The sequence below is a fragment of the Micromonospora sp. SL1-18 genome, assembly GCF_047921505.1.
Taxonomy (GTDB): Bacteria; Actinomycetota; Actinomycetes; order Mycobacteriales; family Micromonosporaceae; genus Micromonospora.
Genome location: NZ_JBLROA010000001.1, coordinates 70,638 through 85,806, shown reverse-complemented (window position 1 = coordinate 85,806; position 15,169 = coordinate 70,638). Strand labels below are relative to the sequence as shown.

The following is a 15,169-nucleotide window of genomic DNA, read 5'->3' as shown; positions in this document are numbered from 1 at the left end:
CACCGACGTCGCGGTCCCGCATGACCGCCTGCAACGACCCGTACCTGCTGCGCCTGCTGCTTCACTGCTGGCGCTGCGACCTGCGCCTGGTGCCCGTCAACACCACGGAGTTCGACGAGGAGCAGCAGGCCCACGCCCCCAAGCGCAACTACAAGTGCGGGCTCGGCTGCCACAAGCAGCTCATCGACGCCGCAGCCATCGAGTCGAAGACCTGGACCGCCGCCGAACGCCGAGCCACCCTCAGCGACATCCAGCTCTCCTACCGCCAGTCCGTGCTGGAGATGCTGCTGGCCAAGGTCGTGATCGGCCCCACCGAGGCCGACATCACCTACACCTGGCGCATGTAGACCCCCGCCGGTCACCGTACCCGCGCAGTCCACGCGGTGACCGGCGGGCCTGAACCACCGCGCGACGCGGTTTCCCCCGTGCTCGTCGCGCGGCGAGCGGACCAGCTGTCCTCCAACTGGTGCGGCGGCAGCCCGGTTCCGCTCACCCGGGCGGGCGCGCCGCCCCCAGGACAGCACCCGGCGCGCCCGCCCACCTCCCAGCCGCCCCGCGACCGTCCCCCCGGGCCGCTACCGTAGAGCCGCTGTCCCCCGACAGACGATCACTGCTGCCGGGAGGACAACCAGTGGACATCATCAGCCGCGCCGAATGGGGCGCCTGCCCACCGGAGTCCCGCTCGACCGTGCCCTGGTCGAAGCGGACCGTCTTCATGGGCCACTACTCCGCCGCGTCGGCGACGCAGACCCCACGCCAGATCCAGGACTACCACATGCGGGTCAAGGGCTGGTCGGACATCGGCTACAACTTCCTCGTCAACTCGATCACCGGCGTCATCTACGAGGGCCGCGGGTGGAACGTGCTCGGCGCGCATTGCCAGGGCCACAACACCGAGGCCATCGGCGTCTGCATCATCGGCAAGGACCAGCCCGGCCGTCAGGACGTCTCCGACGCCGCCCGCCGCGCCTTCAAGTGGCTCTACGACGAGGCGAACGACCGCAAGGGCAAGCGGCTCCAGCTGCTCGGCCACCGCGACCGCGGGAACACCTCCTGCCCCGGCGACGAGATCTACACCTGGCTGCACGCCGGCCTGCCCATCGTCGGCGCATCCACGCCCGCCCCGCACCCGAAGCCGCCGGCCGCCGGCAAGCCCGCGCCCGGCACGGCGACCGCGTTCCCGTTGCCCGCCGGCTGGTACTTCGGCCCGGCGTCCGGCCCCGACTACTCGGTGTCCGGCCTGCACGAACGCTACTTCAAGGGCCGCACCGACCGGGCCTGGCTGCGCGAGTGGGTCACCCAGCTCGGCCGCCGGGGCTGGTCCATCGGCCAGGGCAAGCGGTGGCTCGGCGGCGCCGGCAACGACGGCATCTACGGCCCCGAGTACGGGGCCCTCGCGATCGCGTTCCAGGCCGACCAGGACCTGCGTCAGGACGGGCTGATCGGCAAGAACACCTGGGACGCCGCCTACCGCAACCCGATGCGGTAGGCACCCCGCCGTTCCGATGAGGGGGCAGCGTGTGGCTGGCTGCGCAGATCGTCCGTGCTGCGGGCGGGGACGTCTCCGGCCTCACCGTGGCCGTGGGGGCGCTGGCGGTCCTGGCCACGCTGGTCACCGCGGTGCTGGGGCTGCTCGGTACGCGCCGAACCGCCGACGTGCAGCGGGAAGCCAACTTCGACAAGCGGGTGGACGAGCGGCTGGCCTACCTCGACCAACGCGTCCAGTTCCTGGAGGGCGAGCTGACCCGCTACCAGGACATGTACTCCCGGCTGCGGCTGGACGTGTTCGCCGCCGGCCTCGACCCCGACACGCTCCGCAGGAGGCCCGGTGACCCCCCACCGAACCGATGACACCCGGCGGCTCGCGAGGGTGGCCGACGACCCGGTGGTGGCGCACGACCGCCGCAGGCTGGGGCGGATCCTCGCCCTGTATGCGCTGCTGCCGCTGATCTGCGCGGCCGCAGCCACGGCCGTCGCCTACGACCTGGCCAGCTCCCGCATGGAGCGGCGGGTCGAGGCGCTGGAGCGGGACCTCGCCCAGCGGCGGGCCGCCGAGGCCCGTGGCGCCAAGGCGCGTGACGCCCGGCTGGAGCAGACCCGCCGGGACCTGTGCGTGGCCCTGGACCGGCTGGCCCCTCGCGACGAGCCGGTGCGCGACCTGCGCCGCCGGTACGCGTGCACCGGCCCGGCCCCGTCCCCGTCCCCGTCGACGGGCGCCCCGGACCGGGCCGAGGCCCGGCCGACCGGCCGGCCGTCTCCCTCGAGCACGCCCCGGCCGGCACCAACCTCCGGCCCGGCCGGTCCTTCGGGACCTGCCGGCCCCAGCGGGCCACCCGGCCCGCCGGCACCCACACCCCACCCCAGCCCGGTGCTGGTGTGCGTGCCGCTGCTCGACCTGTGTCTGTGACCAAACCCGAGGAGGGACCCATGACCGCCCCCACCACGCAGACCCGCCACCCGGCGCGGGCCACCATTCGCACGATCTTCGCCGCCGTCGTCGCGCTGCTGTCGCTGCTGCCGACCATCGCCGCGGTGGCCGGCGTCGACGCCGTGCCGCTCGTCACCCAGGCCCTCGTCGTCACCGGCGCGGTGACCCGCGTCCTGGCCATCCCCGGCGTCGACGCCTGGCTGCGCCGGTACCTGCCGTTCCTGGCGTCAGCGCCGGCCGCCGAGCTGCCGCCGCCGCAGCTGCCCCGCCGCGAGCCGGGCGGCAGCACCCTGTTCCGCGGGGATGGCTTCCGCAGCTGACCCCCGCACGGAAGAGGGCGGCCCCGCACCGGGGCCGCCCTCTCCTATCTTGACGCCGCGCGCTGCATACCGCCCATCGCGCGGGCGAACGACTCGTCAGTGTCGTCGTCGGACCACTCCTCGCGGCCCTCCAGCTCGGCCGTGACCGGCGGCGTCTCCAACGCCGTCCGGAACTTCGCCACGTCCTTCTCCGTGCCGCCCTCCACCCACCAGGCGTAGATCACGTCCAGCAGCGACGGCAGCGGCAGGTCCAGCGGCTCCCGGCCGGTCCGCATCAGCAGCGTCCCGTGGAACTCGGGCCAACGCTTGACCGCCAGGGTCAGGAGGCGCTGCCCGATCCAGTAGGGCGGCCCGACCACTCCTCGCACACGTGCTGGAAGATCCCCATGGCGTCGGTGAAGTCGAACTCGTCTTCCGTGTTCAGCAGCCGCTTCCGGAACACCGCCAGGCTCGCCGGGTCCAGCGTCTGCTCGAAGAAGTCGAGCACCGCCGCCACCTGGTCGGCCTCGGTGCGGCTCGACGACGCCGCCGCCATCAGGTACGCCAGCTGCGCATCCTTCGGCGCCCGGCACACCATGTCCACCCCGTCCAGCTTGAAGGGCACGTCCGGCAGCTTCTTCTCGCCGCCGTCCTGCTTCGCCACCTTCGCGCTGGTCGTGAACTCCCGCATCCCGCTTCCTCCCTACGAGCGGACGAGCCGGAACCCCGCCGGCACCGCCACCTCTTCCATCGCCTCGCGCAGCCACGGCTGCGCCCGCGTCCCCGGGTGGTTCACCAGCGTCGTGAACACCACCTGGCCGCCCGTCTCGAACCGCAGCATCCCCCCGGCCCGCCGAGGCCGGATCAGGTGCGCCCCCGTCCCGTCGTGGACCGCCGCCGCGTACTCGACATCGTTCTCCACGAACCCGTACACCTGGCCCGCCCGCACGCCGACCTCCTCGCGGTGCGCCGCCCGCAACCGGCCGGTGTCCACCGGGCACTTGAGCACCGCCCGCGTCCGCACCTTCCGGGCCACGCTGCGGATGAACGGCACCACCTGCCCGGTCGAGCCGGTGAGCAGCTGGCGCATCTCGCCGGCGAACAGATCGACGCGCGGCCGAACCACCGCCATCAGCGGCGCGCTCTGCGCGTCTTGCCGTCGCCGTCGGCCGTCGCCGTCGGCGTCTGCTGGCTAGCGTCCGGCGGCTCCAGGTCCGCGGTCGCCGCCTGCTCGGCCTCCTCACCCTCCAACACCTCGTACCGGCCGGCCTCCACGAGCGTGGCCACCCGCGGCCCCCACTCCACGTGCTGCACCGACCCGTCCGGCACGCCAGGCATCGCCGTCAGCGCCCGCACCGTCACCTTCTGGCCCTTACGCATCGCCCTCACACCTCGCACACGCACACGTTGGTCATCACCGCGACCAGGACCTCCTGGCCGACGCAGCCGCCGGACGGGCCGACGCTGGACTGCTCCCCGATCCACACCGACTCGACCTGCGGGAGCTTCTGCAGCTCGCACAGCACCGTCCGCCGGATCCGGCCGGCGTCGTCGGCCAGCTCCGCCGCGCTGCGCTCAAGTTCGGCCGCCGTCGGCGGGTTGCCGGCGTCGTCGGGGCTCGGCGCGCAGCGGGCGGTGCCCGCGCCCAGCTCCACCGCCCAGAACGCCCCCGGGTCCGCGCCGTCGTCGAGCGGCGTGCCCCGCCCGCCGGGGAACTCCTCCGGCAGCACCGGGTACGTCCGCACGACCCGCACCCACGCCTGGCCCTCGCAGCACGAGTCGATCGCCACGTCCCGCCCGGGCACCACCGCCACCACGGCGGGCGTCCCGCCGAGCGCCCCGTCCAACGCGCCGCCGATCAGCTCGCGCAGCCTCACCGCCACCGGCCACGCCACGTCGTCCTGCGGCTCCACCACCGGCTCGGTCACGACGTCCTCCTTCGTCCACGGTCCAGGTCCGGCGACCACACCACCGTGTCGCGGGGCAGCCGGTTCGGGTTCACCACCCGCAGCCACTGGTCGACCTCGGGCAGCCCCGTCATGCCGTCCCGAGCGAGCCGCGCGGGGTCGACAAACGTCTGCTGCACGCCTTGGCGCACCAGCGACTGCACGCGCCTCGGCAGCCGGCACGTCGTGTCGGCGACCATCGCCTTCGCCACCTCGCAGGCGTACGCGCCGGCCGCCACCTGCCCGCCACCGGGCACCGGCACGCCCCGCTCATAGGTGACCGCCCACGCGCCCGGCTGGTCGTCCGCCTTCGTCAGGTCCTGCCGGTTCGGCCAGGAGCCGCCGTCGATCCGCGCCAGCCACCGCCGGTCGTACACCGCGTACGCCTCGGCCGGCACCACCTGGCCGTCGACCACGACCCGGGTCACCGCGTCGATCGGGCCGGGCAAGCTCAGCTCCTGCCCGACCGACCCGCACGCGCACGCCCCCACCAGGCAGCCGCAGAACGTCACCGCGAAGCTGCCCCCGTACGGCAGGTCCAGCCACGACTCCCACCGCCGCCACGCCTCGCCGTCGCCGCGCCGCACCGGCCGCACCGTCGACGAGCACACGCCGAACCGGCGGCCGGACAGCGCCCACAGGACCTCCGTCGCGAGATCCGTGGCCGCCTTCCGGACCACCTCGTCATGCTGGTCCCAGCCCCTGCAGTACGCCGTGTTCAGCGGCCAGTCGCACGGGCCGGTCCGCGCCGGCTGCGCCACCGCAGCCTCAGCCGCCGGCCGGGGCGACGAACGACTTGAACCGCTGCGCGCCGCTCACCGTGTGCGTGACCGTCACCAGGTACGTCCCGCCGGCCGCGTACTGGTGCGTCACCTTCTGGCCGACCGCCGGCCCGGCCGACGACGTCCCATCGCCCCAATCCACCGAGTAGGTGTCGTCCGGGGCGGCCGGCACGTACGTCGCCGTGAACTCCGCGGTGCGGCCCGTCGCGTCGGCGACCGCGGCCGCCAGGTCCCCGTCCGGCGGCCGCGCGGTCAGCCCGCACGTCGGCGCCGGCGGCGGCAGGAACGTCCAGTCGAGGTGCAGCAGGTCCTGGTCGCCCACCGGGTCCATCAGCCGCGCGACGCCCGTCTTGCGCAGGTAGACGTCGTACGGCCCGACACCCCAGCCCGGGTTCTCGATCGCCTTGCCGGTCAGCGTGAAGCTCGCCGCTCCGTTCTCGATCGTGAAGTCCCCGATCTGCCCGTCGATGATCTGCGGGAGCAGGAAGTACCCGAACCTCGGCCGCTGGATCGCGCCGGCCACGCACTTCTTCAGCTGGGTGCCCGACCACACCTCCAGCGCCACCGCCGAGTCGAGGTTCACCGCCGAGGTGACCCGCATGCCGGTCGCGTTGCCGTCCTCGTCGAGCACCACCGGCATCCCGGTGAACAGCGTGTACAGCTCCGGGTCGACCCGCCCGCAGGTGACCGTCACGTTGTACAGCTTGATCCGCCGCCGGGCCGGCTCGTAGACCAACGGGTCGCCGTTTGCGTCCTTCTGGTCGATCTCCTCGCCGTCGTCGACCTCGGCCGCGTACTCGACGCTGACGAAGCCCTTCGACGTGACGTGGGTCGGCCATCCTCCGGCGCCCAGGATCGGGTCGCCGCACACCCCGAGCTTCGTGGCCCGGAGCATCTTCCCCTTTACCGGGGTGTCGCACACTGCGGTCATCAGGCATCCCTCAACAGCGAAGGTCCATGCCCGGCCCGCAGCCAGCGGCGAATACCCCGCCAGCGTAGCCGAGAGGGCGCTGGCCCCGGGTGGGACACAGCGCCCTCGTTGACGAGCTGGCGGCCGCTACTTCTGCGCCGCCGGGTGGTTGCCCAGCACCAGGTCGCGGATCAGCGTCTCGATCTGTTCGGCCTGGCCGTGCGGCACCCGGAACGCGATCGTCGTCGCGCCGGCCACCACCGCCACCGCCGTGTGCAGGCCGTCCCGCTGGGACGCCACCGACTGCACCGCCCGCATGGCGAGCATCTGCCGGCCCTGCTCCTTGAACCGGGGGCGGCACGCCGGGATCAGCAGCGACAGCGCCACCGTGTAGACCGCCAGGATCACCAGCAGCGCGTTCGCCACCGTCGTGCGTCCCGGCTTGCTCCACTCGATCCGGTCGGGCCAGATCCTCACCCGCGCGTTGCGTCCCGCGACGTGGCTTCCGAACTGCGCCAACGGCTCCATAGTGCTTCCTCCACAGTGAACGGGGCCGTGCCCGAAGGCACGGCCCCGATCCTCCCAACAGACGGCAACCCTCGCCACCCGGCCGGTCACAGCTGGCGGCCGTCGATCACCTCCAGCTCCGAGCCCAGCTCCTCGACCTTGGCCCGCACGTGCTCGGCCACCTCGTCCCAGGCCTCACCGGTCACCACCACGGCGCTCCGGTTGTCGCCCTTGATCCAGGTCACCATCACCGCCGTGCGGACGTCGAGGACCTGACCCGTCCGCTCGCAGGTGATCTGCCGCATCACCGCGTGCCGCAGCACCTCCCGGTTCAGGAACTTCTCCCGGTCGGCGTCGTTGTCGGCCATCAGGGCCGCCAGCACGTTCTCCATCAGTACCTCCCGACCGGGGCGGGCGGCCTCACCTGCGCCGTGCCCTCGACGATGCGGCCGCGGCACCGGCCGCACACCACCGGCGACGGCCTGCCCTGCGCCAGGTCGACCGGCACCTGCATCTGCCCGTCGCAGCCCTGGCAGCGCAGCGGCAGCAGCCGGGGCAGCCGCATCCCGAGCAGCAGCATGTCCCGGGGCACCAGCGTCTCCCTCGGCTGCCCGCCGCGCGGCAGGATCACCAGGTTGACGCAGGTCGGGAAGTCCCGCACCGGCTGCACGTCGGCGATCTCCACCAGCTGCCCGAACAGCAGCACCTCGTCCCGGCGCTGCAACTCCTCGACCCGGATCGGCGGGTTCGCCAGCCTCCTCGTCTCGACGGTCACGCCGCCTTCTCCTCTCGCTCCAGCCAGCTGAACCTGGCCTCCACATCGATCACCAGCTGCTCGGTCATCCCGGCCCACACGTCGGCGGGCAGCGTCGCCAGGTGGTGCCACCGGCCGCGGTGCGCCGCGTAGACGTGCAGCGCCCCGAACTTGGCCTCCCACAGGTAGGCCCACCCGTCGTCGTCGGCGGGCCCGTCGACGCCCATCTGGCCGACGACCGCCGAGCCGGACGCCTCGGGGCGCACCGCGCGCCCCATGCCGACCACGTACGCCCACTCGGGGCGGCGCTCCGCGACGGCCTCCGCCGGCCACGGCACGCACGCCAGCTGCGACCAGTCCCGGTGCAGCAGCGCCTCCACCATCCGCCCGGTGTCCCGGCCGAAGGTGCGCGCCCATATCGCCCGCATCTGCCCGAGGGTCCAGCTGGGCTGGCCCTCCAGCTCGACGGGGCGGGCCCGGTACCACCGGCTGCCCGGGGCGAACTGCCCCACCAGCGCCCTCACCGGCCCGCCTCCATCAGCCCGATGCGGGTCACGTCCCGCACCGACGTCCGGACGGCCTCCATGTAGCCGCGGTAGTCGGACGCCCGCCACTGCGCCGCGTAGCCCGCCTTCTGGACCTCCAGCAGGTCCAGCTGCGTCAGGTCGTGCAGCTCGTGCAGCGACCAGCACGCCCACGGCTGCCACCGCTTCGGGCCGCGCTCGGGGAACACCCCCAGGTAGACGTGCAGCCGGTGGCCGCCGAACAGGTACGCCCACTCGCGGTCGCCCGCGCGGGCCTCGGCGATCCGGCCGGTCTGCGCCGGGTAGCCCTCGGAGGGCACGCCGACCATGTGGCCGGTCGGCCCGGTGCCGGGCACCGCGTACAGCCGCGACCAGTCGCACTGCAACAGCACCGCCGCCGCCCGCTCGGGGCTGTGGCCGCACAGCTCGTGCACCAGCACCGACAGGGCCGGGACGACCATCGTCGGGCACCCGTCGTGCTGCACGTGCCGTGCCAGGTACACACCGTCGGCACCCTCGGTGCCGACCAGCGCGCGTAGACCCATGGTTTACCTCCACGTGAACCGGGTCCTACTCGGACAGTTACCTTGCTCTGTCCGGCCGCAATCGTCAATAGTGACCGGACAGCCAGAGCCCACTAGGAACTCCGCACCGGGGCCGGGCACCCGCCCAGCCCCGCCTGCGCAGCCACTAGCCGGCCACGTCCACCGACCAGAACTCCGTCTCGCCGTGCCAGGCCGCGTACGCGTATGGCGACGGCGCACCGTCGGCCAGCCAGGCGAGCATCATCTCCACGACCTGCTCCCGGTACCGCCACGCGACCCTCGCCGCCGCGTACTCCTCCAGGGCCTCGCGCGTCCCCAGCACCCGCACGCTCCCGCCACTCCAGCTCGTGACGACGATCAGCACCGGCGGCTCCTCCTCGTCCGGTTTGGCGTCGCACTCGTCGCCCGGCCCGTCGTAGTGCCGGCAGGTCGGGTCGTGCGCGTCCGCGCGGTGCGCTCCGCAGTGCGTGCAGCACTCGTCGTCGTCCAGGCAGTTGAACCACCCGCACTCGTCGGCCGTCGCCTTCTTGCCAGGCTGGATCGTGCTGTCTGCCATCTCTTCCCTCCACGTGAATCCAGGCAGGACGTACATATTCATTGTATGCGACACGGGCCCGCGCGTACACAATTTATGTACGCACGGGGCCGTGTAGCGCGTCACACAACCGGCCGGTCAGAACAGCCGGCCCTGCCGGAACACCGCGTCCGCGTCGAACGTCGACGAGTCCGGTGCCGGCGGCGGCGGGGGCGGCGGGGGCGGCGGCTTCGGCCGCGCCTTCCGCATGTGCCGGTCCAGCGGGCTCTCCGGCGTCGGCAGCTCCAACACCGACCGCACCGCCGCAATCTGCCTGGCGAGCGTCCACGCCCGCCGCATCTCGTCGATCGCGATCTGCCGGTGCTCCAGGGCCTCGTGCATCCACTGGTTCAGCAGCCCGTCGCCGCAGCCGACAACCACCCGCCAGCCCAGCCCCCACAGGTGCACGTTCACCGCGCACAGCGCCGCCGCGAGCGGGTCCAGGTCGTTCGCCCACCACTCGCACGTCGTCGGGTCGAGCCCGCTCTCCCGCATGGCCCGGGCCACGCCGAGGAACATCGTGCCGGTGCCGGCGCACGGCTCCAGGACCCGTTCGCCCTCCTTCGGCCCCGCCATCCGGCCGATCAGCTCGGTCACGTCCACCGGCGTCAGGAACTGGCCGATGCCCTTCCGCCCGCCGTGGCTCTTCATCTGCTGGAGCAGCGTCCCCAGCAGGTCGTAGTCGCCCCACCCGTCCGGCCCGAACCGGCCGAGCACCCCGCGCTTTAGCGCCGCCTGGCCGACGGCGTGCACGGCGCGCTTCGTCGTCTCGTCCGGCTCGTCCTCGGTCCACGACCACAGGTGCTTCGTCCGCGGGTTCAGGTCGGGCCTCAGCGCCGCGAACTCGCACCACAGCCGCTGCATCAGCAGCCAGAACCCCTCGTGGTCCAGGCGCTCCGCCATCTCGCCCACCCGGTCGAGCTGGTCGGGGTCCGGCGCCTCCCGCGCCAGCACCGCCAGGATCGCCACCACCGACATCGGCACCTCGACCCGCGAGCCGCCGTACCGGCTGTGCCATGCCTGGTCGACCGCCTCCGCGATCGCCCGCGCGTGCTCGCGCGGGTCGGACGGCACGGCGTTCGCGCGCCGCGCCACCGTCGTTGTCGTCATCTCGTCCTCCACGTGAACTGCCGCCGGCTCTCCCGCCGGCGGGAACGGCGGCGCCCCCGCAGCCGCTCGGGCTACGGGGGCGCTCAGGGGTCGGTCAGCACATGCCGCACACGCCCGAGGCGGGCAGCTCGCAGAAGCAGCTGTCGCACAGCCGCTTGCGCACCGCCGCCGTCTCCCGCGCGTTCTCGCGCGCCTGCTTCTCGCGCGCCACCCGCTCGCGCTCGGCCAGCACCCGCGTGTTGTGCTCCCGCACCCGCCGGTTGTGGGCCAGCAGCGCCCGGTCCTCCTCCTCGGTGGGGCGGCGGACCGGCTCCCGCAGTGCCGCCTGCAGGGCCTCGTTGATCGCGTTCAGCCGGTTGATGGTCACGGTGTCCGCCCAGCTCAGCACCCGCCGGCCGCTCTCGTCGGTCACGTTCAGGTCCATCGGGTTCATCGGGCTCTCCTCGCGCAGTCGGGGCGGCTTGCTGTACACATTCATTGTAGGCAGCCACCAGGCCTATGTACAAGTTTTATGTATGCCTCGGGCTGTGGGGCGGGCCACACAACGACGCCGCCCCCCGCGCCCACGTGGGGCGCGAGGGGCGGCGGACCGCTCAGCTCAGAACTCCTGGCGGTACAGCTCGTGCGTGTAGCAGTGCCAGTAGAACTCCTGGTTGTCGAACCCCCGGCAGTCCAGGTGGTCGACCGCCTTCGCCGGCTCGACCTTCGTCACCCGCTCGACGCCCAACACCCACGTGCTGTCGGCGTCGTCCTCCTGGACCCACACCATGCCGTCGCGCACCTGCTTCACGGTGCCGGTCCGCTCGGTCGGCTCCCACGGGGCGTCCCAGCACACCCGGTCCTTCTCGGCCGGCTCCGGCGCCGTGGCGGCTTCCTCGACCAGCTGCTTGGCGATCTCCACGTGAACTCCCCTTATCTCAAACGGGCGCGCCGGCCGGGGCTCCCCCGGCCGGCGCGCATCGGCTTGCTCAGTTCGCCCGGTTGGCCTTCACGCTCTCGGCGACGTACGCCAGGGCCGTCCGCCGCTCGGCCACCTTCATCAGCGCCGCGTCGAACGCCGCCGCCTTGTCGCTCACGGCGGCCAGCAGGTCGCCGCGCACCGCCGTGCGCAGGTCGCCTGCCTTCGCGTTGACCACCGCGTCCTCGGTCGCCCCGGTGAGCTCGACGCCCGCCCGCTCCAGCTCCCGCTCGGCCTCCACGATCCGCACCGCCAGCTGGGCGACCAGCCCGAACCGGTCGGCACCCTCGGCCTCGACACCGAACTCCAGAGCCAGCTCGTTGACCCGCTTCTCCATCTCAAACCCTCCTGTAGGGATAGCGCGTTGCGTACATATTCATTGTATGCAAATTTCAGTCTCGCGTACAAGTTTTATGTACACTCCGGGCCGTGGAGCGGGTCACACGAAAAGCGCCGCCCCGCCTGGCACGGGGAAGAAACCAGGCAGGGCGGCGCGGTCCGGGGCGAGGGGTACCGGTCAGCTCCGCGACGGGCGCGAGGTCGACCGGGACGCCTTCGCCGACGGCGGGGAGGAACCGTCCGCCAACTCGGCGCCCGCCCCGGACCCGTCGGCCCCGGCGTCGGCCGACGTGTCCTGCGCGGTGGCCTCGACCTCCGCGGGAGCCTCCACACGCTGCCGGCCGTCGCCGGACCTCAGCACCTTCTCCGCCAGGTCGTCGGGCACGTCGAACGCCAGCCCCACCGGGCCGTCCGTCGTCGTCTGCACCTCGAAGCGGCGCTCCTCGCCGGCCGCCTCCAGCAGCTGCTTCGCGAGGACCTGCGCGTCCGCGCGGTCCTTCGGGTAGATCAGCGCCATGTCTCCTCCTACGCCGGCACGCCCGGCAGCTTGACCTTCACCGCCGCCGTCGCGCAGCTCCACCCGACCGTGTAGAACCGCTCCGCGACGGCGAACACCTCGTTGTCCTTGCGGTCCAGGGCCTCCGGCAGCTTCGGCAGGAACACCGCCGAGCGCCGCACCATCACCGGCCCCGTCGCGTACAGCCACGCCTCGTCGTCGCCCGGCGCGGCGCCACCCGGCCCGACGCCGCTGGTCTGCGCGAACACGATCGGGTCGCCCAGCGGGGCCACCATGCGCGGGCCCTCGATCCGCGTCAGGCTCTTGCCCACGAACCACCCGGCCGTCCACCGTGGTGCCCACACCGCGCCGAGCACCCCGGCCCGGTCGGCGATGTGCGCCTCCAGCCGGCCGACGCCCTCCTCCAGCGGCACCGGCGCAGCGTCCGAGCCGGCCAGCACCTCCGCGTCGGCCGCCGCCAGGAACTCCTCGGTGCCGGCCTCGCCGGTCCACACGTAATGCTCCAGCGACTGCTGCTCGACCTGGCCCATCGCCCGTCGCGCCCGCTCGGTCAGGTCCGGCCGGGCCACCGACCGGCCGGTCAGGCCGGCGTACAGCCGGATCACCGCCGACTTCACGCTCGGCACCCCGTCCGGAAGCGCCATCGCCGCGCGGTTCGCGTCCGAGGCCGCCGCCGCGTTCGTCGGCGCAGGCGCATCCACGCACTGCGGCTCCCACTCCACCCCGGCCTGGAACTCGCGCTGGTTGGCCGCGTCGACCACGGCCGCAGCCGAGAACAGCCCGAACCGGTACGGCGTCGTCGCCGGGGCGTCCACATACACCAAGGGCTGCGTCACCCGTCATCTCCTCACCGGCTGGGGGCCGCGCCCAGCGTGGGCGCGGCCCCGCTCAAACGGGTAGCTCAGACCGCCGAGCAGTCGAACGGCACGGTGCTGCCGGTGACGCCCGTCGGGCACAGCGGCACGCTCACCTTGTAGGACACGAAGCACCGCTTCACCAGCAGCGTCGCCTGCTCGGTGAACAGGGCGATGTACTCGTTGTCCTTCAGCTTCGTGCTGTCGTAGACCGCCGACAGGTCGATGATCGACTTGGAGCCCTTCACCCACGTGCCCGGCGCGTAGATCAGCACGTCCGCGTTCGCCGGCCACTGGCCCGGGGCGGCGCTGCCGCCGAAGCCGCTGCCGGCCGCGTCGGCGTACCCGTCCTGCCAGTCGTAGACGAACTGCGGCCGCAGGTGCCTCCGGGTGAACCACGCCGTGATCTGCTCGTCGGTCACGTCGAGGTAGTTCACCCCGGCACGCCGCGACATGTCCGCCCGGATCCAGTCGATCAGCCACAGCGGCACCACGCACTCCAGCAGCTGCCGCCGGCCGAGCCGATACCGGTACCGGTAGTCCGTCGCGGCGAGGGAGATCGCGCCGAGCAGGGCAGTGGTCGTCTCGTCGCCGTCGACGTCGCCGCCGAGGGTCAGCGCGAACTGCGTCGACTGCCCCGGCGCGGCGGCCATCCGCTGGATCAGCCGCGCGTTGATCTTGTGCTCGTGGGCGGTCAGCGTCCGCCGCACCACGTCCCGGGTCAGCTCCGGCCACACCGCGTTCTGCACGATGTCCTGCTCGATCTGCACCCCGTCCACCTCGAGGCGCGTCTCGGCCCAGTTCACCGTCGGCACCCGGTACGAGGACTTGTCAACCCCCGCAGTGCTGTCGGCCTCGGTCTGCACGAAGCCGATCCCCGAATACAGGTCCCGGAAGTCGAGGTTGGCCGGCACCTTGATACCGCCGCCGCGCGGAACCGTGATGCCCGGAAGATCCAGCAGACCCTCCGTCGTCTCCAAGCCCTCGCACAGCTCCCACAGCGTCTCCGACGGGGCACCCCAGCCGCCGGCCGCGACGAGGTTGCCACCCGACAGCCGCGACTCCGACGCGGCCAGCTCCACCAGCTCCATGTCGGTCAGGCCCCTGCCCCCGGCGACGAGCGCCTGGTCGACGGGCAGCTCCACCCGAGCCACGTTCTGCTTGATACGGGTCGCGACCCCCACCCCGCGCGGGAAGCCCGCGAACTTGTCGTCGAACGCCGACGCGACCTCCGACACGGAGGAGAACACGTGCCCGTGCGGCACGTTCGGCACGTCCGCCGCCGCCTTGATGACCGCCGACTTGCCGGCGCTGGTCACCTTCGGCTTCGGCTGACGGCGGGCCGCCCGGCGGGCCAACGAAGCGACGACCGGCGTCGGCTGTTGCGGCGCTGGCGCCTCGGCCGCCGGCTCCTCGGCAGGCGTCTCCTCAGCCGGCTCCTCCTCCGCCGGCTCCTCCTCGGCTTCGCCGCCGTCGCCCTCGTCACCGTCGCCATCGCCGCCCTCCGGAACGCCGTGCACCGTCGCGGTCAGGTCGTCCAGCTCGGAGGCGACCTGCTCGGCCGCCTGCTCGATCCGCGCCTGCTCGGCACGCACCGACTGCACGAACGCAGCCAGCTCCCGCAGCCGGGCGAGGCCATCGGCGTCCAGGGCCGCGTCGTCGCGCAGGGCGTCGAACGCCGCGACGGCCTGGTTCTCCATCTCGGTTAGGGCGTCGAGGTCGAGCCCGTCCAGGCTCGAAGGGATCTCAAACTCCACCGTCGGCTCCTCAGCACGGTAGGGATCTCGTCCCGACCGGCCCGCAGCCAGCATCGGTGGTTCAGCCGACAGCGTAACGCAGCCGAACCGAGTTCCGATCAAGGCAGCGAGGGCGGCACCATGGTGGTCTGACAGGCAACGAAGGCCGCCGGTGGGTGACCGGCGGTCGCGGCGCGCCCGGGGCAGTCCTAACCTTGTGCCCGGCTCGCGCCGACCCCGGAAGGGTGATGTGAAACCTGGCCTGAAGGCGTCAAGGACTCATCGATCAGCGAAAGGTGGGCGTACACCGTGCCCATGACGGACAGCTAGGCCCGCGACTGTGGGAGTCGCCGCGAGCGTTTACGCCGCGGTCACTCCCCTGGCGA

At 72.8% G+C, this 15,169-nt stretch carries 25 protein-coding genes; 5 read left to right on the top strand and 20 right to left on the bottom strand.

What is annotated here, in order from left to right; translation table 11 throughout:
- The first annotated feature begins 20 nt into the window (after positions 1-20).
- The 5 genes from ACNAW0_RS00455 (at position 21) to ACNAW0_RS00435 (ending at position 2,748) form a co-directional block, all read left to right on the top strand.
- A complete protein-coding gene (locus ACNAW0_RS00455; RefSeq protein ID WP_416285610.1) occupies positions 21-347 on the top strand; it encodes a hypothetical protein in 327 nt (108 codons plus the stop codon).
- 284 nt (positions 348-631) lie between these two features.
- Positions 632-1,489, top strand: coding sequence for an N-acetylmuramoyl-L-alanine amidase (locus tag ACNAW0_RS00450; protein WP_416285609.1), 858 nt, complete (start codon positions 632-634; stop codon positions 1,487-1,489).
- Positions 1,490-1,518: 29 nt separating this feature from the next.
- Positions 1,519-1,851 carry a hypothetical protein gene (locus ACNAW0_RS00445; RefSeq protein WP_416285608.1) on the top strand — a complete coding sequence of 111 codons (333 nt, stop codon included), beginning with the start codon at positions 1,519-1,521 and terminating at the stop codon, positions 1,849-1,851.
- The gene (locus ACNAW0_RS00440; RefSeq protein ID WP_416285607.1) at positions 1,829-2,407 is read left to right on the top strand and encodes a hypothetical protein; all 579 of its coding nucleotides are present in this window, start codon (positions 1,829-1,831) and stop codon (positions 2,405-2,407) included. The genes ACNAW0_RS00445 and ACNAW0_RS00440 overlap by 23 nt, the downstream gene beginning before the upstream one ends.
- Positions 2,408-2,427: 20 nt before the next feature.
- The gene (locus ACNAW0_RS00435; protein ID WP_416285606.1) at positions 2,428-2,748 is read left to right on the top strand and encodes a hypothetical protein; all 321 of its coding nucleotides are present in this window, start codon (positions 2,428-2,430) and stop codon (positions 2,746-2,748) included.
- A gap of 44 nt (positions 2,749-2,792) precedes the next feature.
- Here ACNAW0_RS00435 and ACNAW0_RS00430 read toward each other — a convergent pair whose 3' ends face one another.
- From ACNAW0_RS00430 to ACNAW0_RS00335, 20 genes are all read right to left on the bottom strand, one after another.
- Positions 2,793-3,107: a hypothetical protein gene (locus ACNAW0_RS00430; RefSeq protein ID WP_416285605.1), complete on the bottom strand. Its 315-nt coding sequence runs from the start codon at positions 3,105-3,107 to the stop codon at positions 2,793-2,795.
- Complete coding sequence (locus ACNAW0_RS00425; protein ID WP_416285604.1) at positions 3,068-3,418, bottom strand: hypothetical protein; 351 nt, start codon at positions 3,416-3,418, stop codon at positions 3,068-3,070. Before ACNAW0_RS00425 ends, ACNAW0_RS00430 begins: the two co-directional genes overlap by 40 nt.
- Positions 3,419-3,430: 12 nt before the next feature.
- The gene (locus tag ACNAW0_RS00420; protein WP_416285603.1) at positions 3,431-3,859 is read right to left on the bottom strand and encodes a hypothetical protein; all 429 of its coding nucleotides are present in this window, start codon (positions 3,857-3,859) and stop codon (positions 3,431-3,433) included.
- Positions 3,859-4,107 carry a hypothetical protein gene (locus ACNAW0_RS00415; protein ID WP_416285602.1) on the bottom strand — a complete coding sequence of 83 codons (249 nt, stop codon included), beginning with the start codon at positions 4,105-4,107 and terminating at the stop codon, positions 3,859-3,861. Before ACNAW0_RS00415 ends, ACNAW0_RS00420 begins: the two co-directional genes overlap by 1 nt.
- A gap of 5 nt (positions 4,108-4,112) precedes the next feature.
- Positions 4,113-4,655 (bottom strand): hypothetical protein, encoded by a 543-nt coding sequence (locus tag ACNAW0_RS00410; RefSeq protein ID WP_416285601.1) that lies wholly within the window; start codon positions 4,653-4,655, stop codon positions 4,113-4,115.
- A complete protein-coding gene (locus tag ACNAW0_RS00405) occupies positions 4,652-5,434 on the bottom strand; it encodes a hypothetical protein (protein WP_416285600.1) in 783 nt (260 codons plus the stop codon). Before ACNAW0_RS00405 ends, ACNAW0_RS00410 begins: the two co-directional genes overlap by 4 nt.
- A 7-nt stretch (positions 5,435-5,441) precedes the next feature.
- Complete coding sequence (locus ACNAW0_RS00400; protein ID WP_416285599.1) at positions 5,442-6,386, bottom strand: PKD domain-containing protein; 945 nt, start codon at positions 6,384-6,386, stop codon at positions 5,442-5,444.
- A 126-nt stretch (positions 6,387-6,512) separates the two neighbouring features.
- The gene (locus ACNAW0_RS00395; RefSeq protein ID WP_416285598.1) at positions 6,513-6,884 is read right to left on the bottom strand and encodes a hypothetical protein; all 372 of its coding nucleotides are present in this window, start codon (positions 6,882-6,884) and stop codon (positions 6,513-6,515) included.
- Positions 6,885-6,979: 95 nt separating this feature from the next.
- Positions 6,980-7,264 carry a hypothetical protein gene (locus tag ACNAW0_RS00390; RefSeq protein ID WP_416285597.1) on the bottom strand — a complete coding sequence of 95 codons (285 nt, stop codon included), beginning with the start codon at positions 7,262-7,264 and terminating at the stop codon, positions 6,980-6,982.
- On the bottom strand, positions 7,264-7,647 hold the full coding sequence (locus tag ACNAW0_RS00385) for a hypothetical protein (RefSeq protein ID WP_416285596.1): 384 nt from the start codon (positions 7,645-7,647) through the stop codon (positions 7,264-7,266). The genes ACNAW0_RS00390 and ACNAW0_RS00385 overlap by 1 nt, the downstream gene beginning before the upstream one ends.
- Entirely contained in the window at positions 7,644-8,150 is a 507-nt protein-coding gene (locus ACNAW0_RS00380) for a hypothetical protein (RefSeq protein WP_416285595.1), read from the bottom strand. Before ACNAW0_RS00380 ends, ACNAW0_RS00385 begins: the two co-directional genes overlap by 4 nt.
- Positions 8,147-8,695, bottom strand: coding sequence for a hypothetical protein (locus tag ACNAW0_RS00375; protein WP_416285594.1), 549 nt, complete (start codon positions 8,693-8,695; stop codon positions 8,147-8,149). The genes ACNAW0_RS00380 and ACNAW0_RS00375 overlap by 4 nt, the downstream gene beginning before the upstream one ends.
- 145 nt (positions 8,696-8,840) lie before the next feature.
- Positions 8,841-9,251, bottom strand: a complete 411-nt coding sequence (locus ACNAW0_RS00370; protein WP_416285593.1) for a hypothetical protein — start codon at positions 9,249-9,251, stop codon at positions 8,841-8,843.
- A gap of 117 nt (positions 9,252-9,368) precedes the next feature.
- Entirely contained in the window at positions 9,369-10,379 is a 1,011-nt protein-coding gene (locus tag ACNAW0_RS00365) for an N-6 DNA methylase (RefSeq protein WP_416285592.1), read from the bottom strand.
- 94 nt (positions 10,380-10,473) lie between these two features.
- A complete protein-coding gene (locus ACNAW0_RS00360; RefSeq protein ID WP_416285591.1) occupies positions 10,474-10,812 on the bottom strand; it encodes a hypothetical protein in 339 nt (112 codons plus the stop codon).
- A 165-nt stretch (positions 10,813-10,977) separates the two neighbouring features.
- Positions 10,978-11,280 carry a hypothetical protein gene (locus ACNAW0_RS00355; RefSeq protein WP_416285590.1) on the bottom strand — a complete coding sequence of 101 codons (303 nt, stop codon included), beginning with the start codon at positions 11,278-11,280 and terminating at the stop codon, positions 10,978-10,980.
- Positions 11,281-11,347: 67 nt separating this feature from the next.
- Positions 11,348-11,674 (bottom strand): hypothetical protein, encoded by a 327-nt coding sequence (locus tag ACNAW0_RS00350; RefSeq protein ID WP_416285589.1) that lies wholly within the window; start codon positions 11,672-11,674, stop codon positions 11,348-11,350.
- A 180-nt stretch (positions 11,675-11,854) separates the two neighbouring features.
- Positions 11,855-12,193 (bottom strand): hypothetical protein, encoded by a 339-nt coding sequence (locus ACNAW0_RS00345; RefSeq protein ID WP_416285588.1) that lies wholly within the window; start codon positions 12,191-12,193, stop codon positions 11,855-11,857.
- 8 nt (positions 12,194-12,201) lie between these two features.
- On the bottom strand, positions 12,202-13,029 hold the full coding sequence (locus ACNAW0_RS00340) for a hypothetical protein (protein WP_416285587.1): 828 nt from the start codon (positions 13,027-13,029) through the stop codon (positions 12,202-12,204).
- Between the two features lie 65 nt (positions 13,030-13,094).
- Positions 13,095-14,804 carry a major capsid protein gene (locus tag ACNAW0_RS00335; protein ID WP_416285586.1) on the bottom strand — a complete coding sequence of 570 codons (1,710 nt, stop codon included), beginning with the start codon at positions 14,802-14,804 and terminating at the stop codon, positions 13,095-13,097.
- Positions 14,805-15,169: the final 365 nt, after the last annotated feature.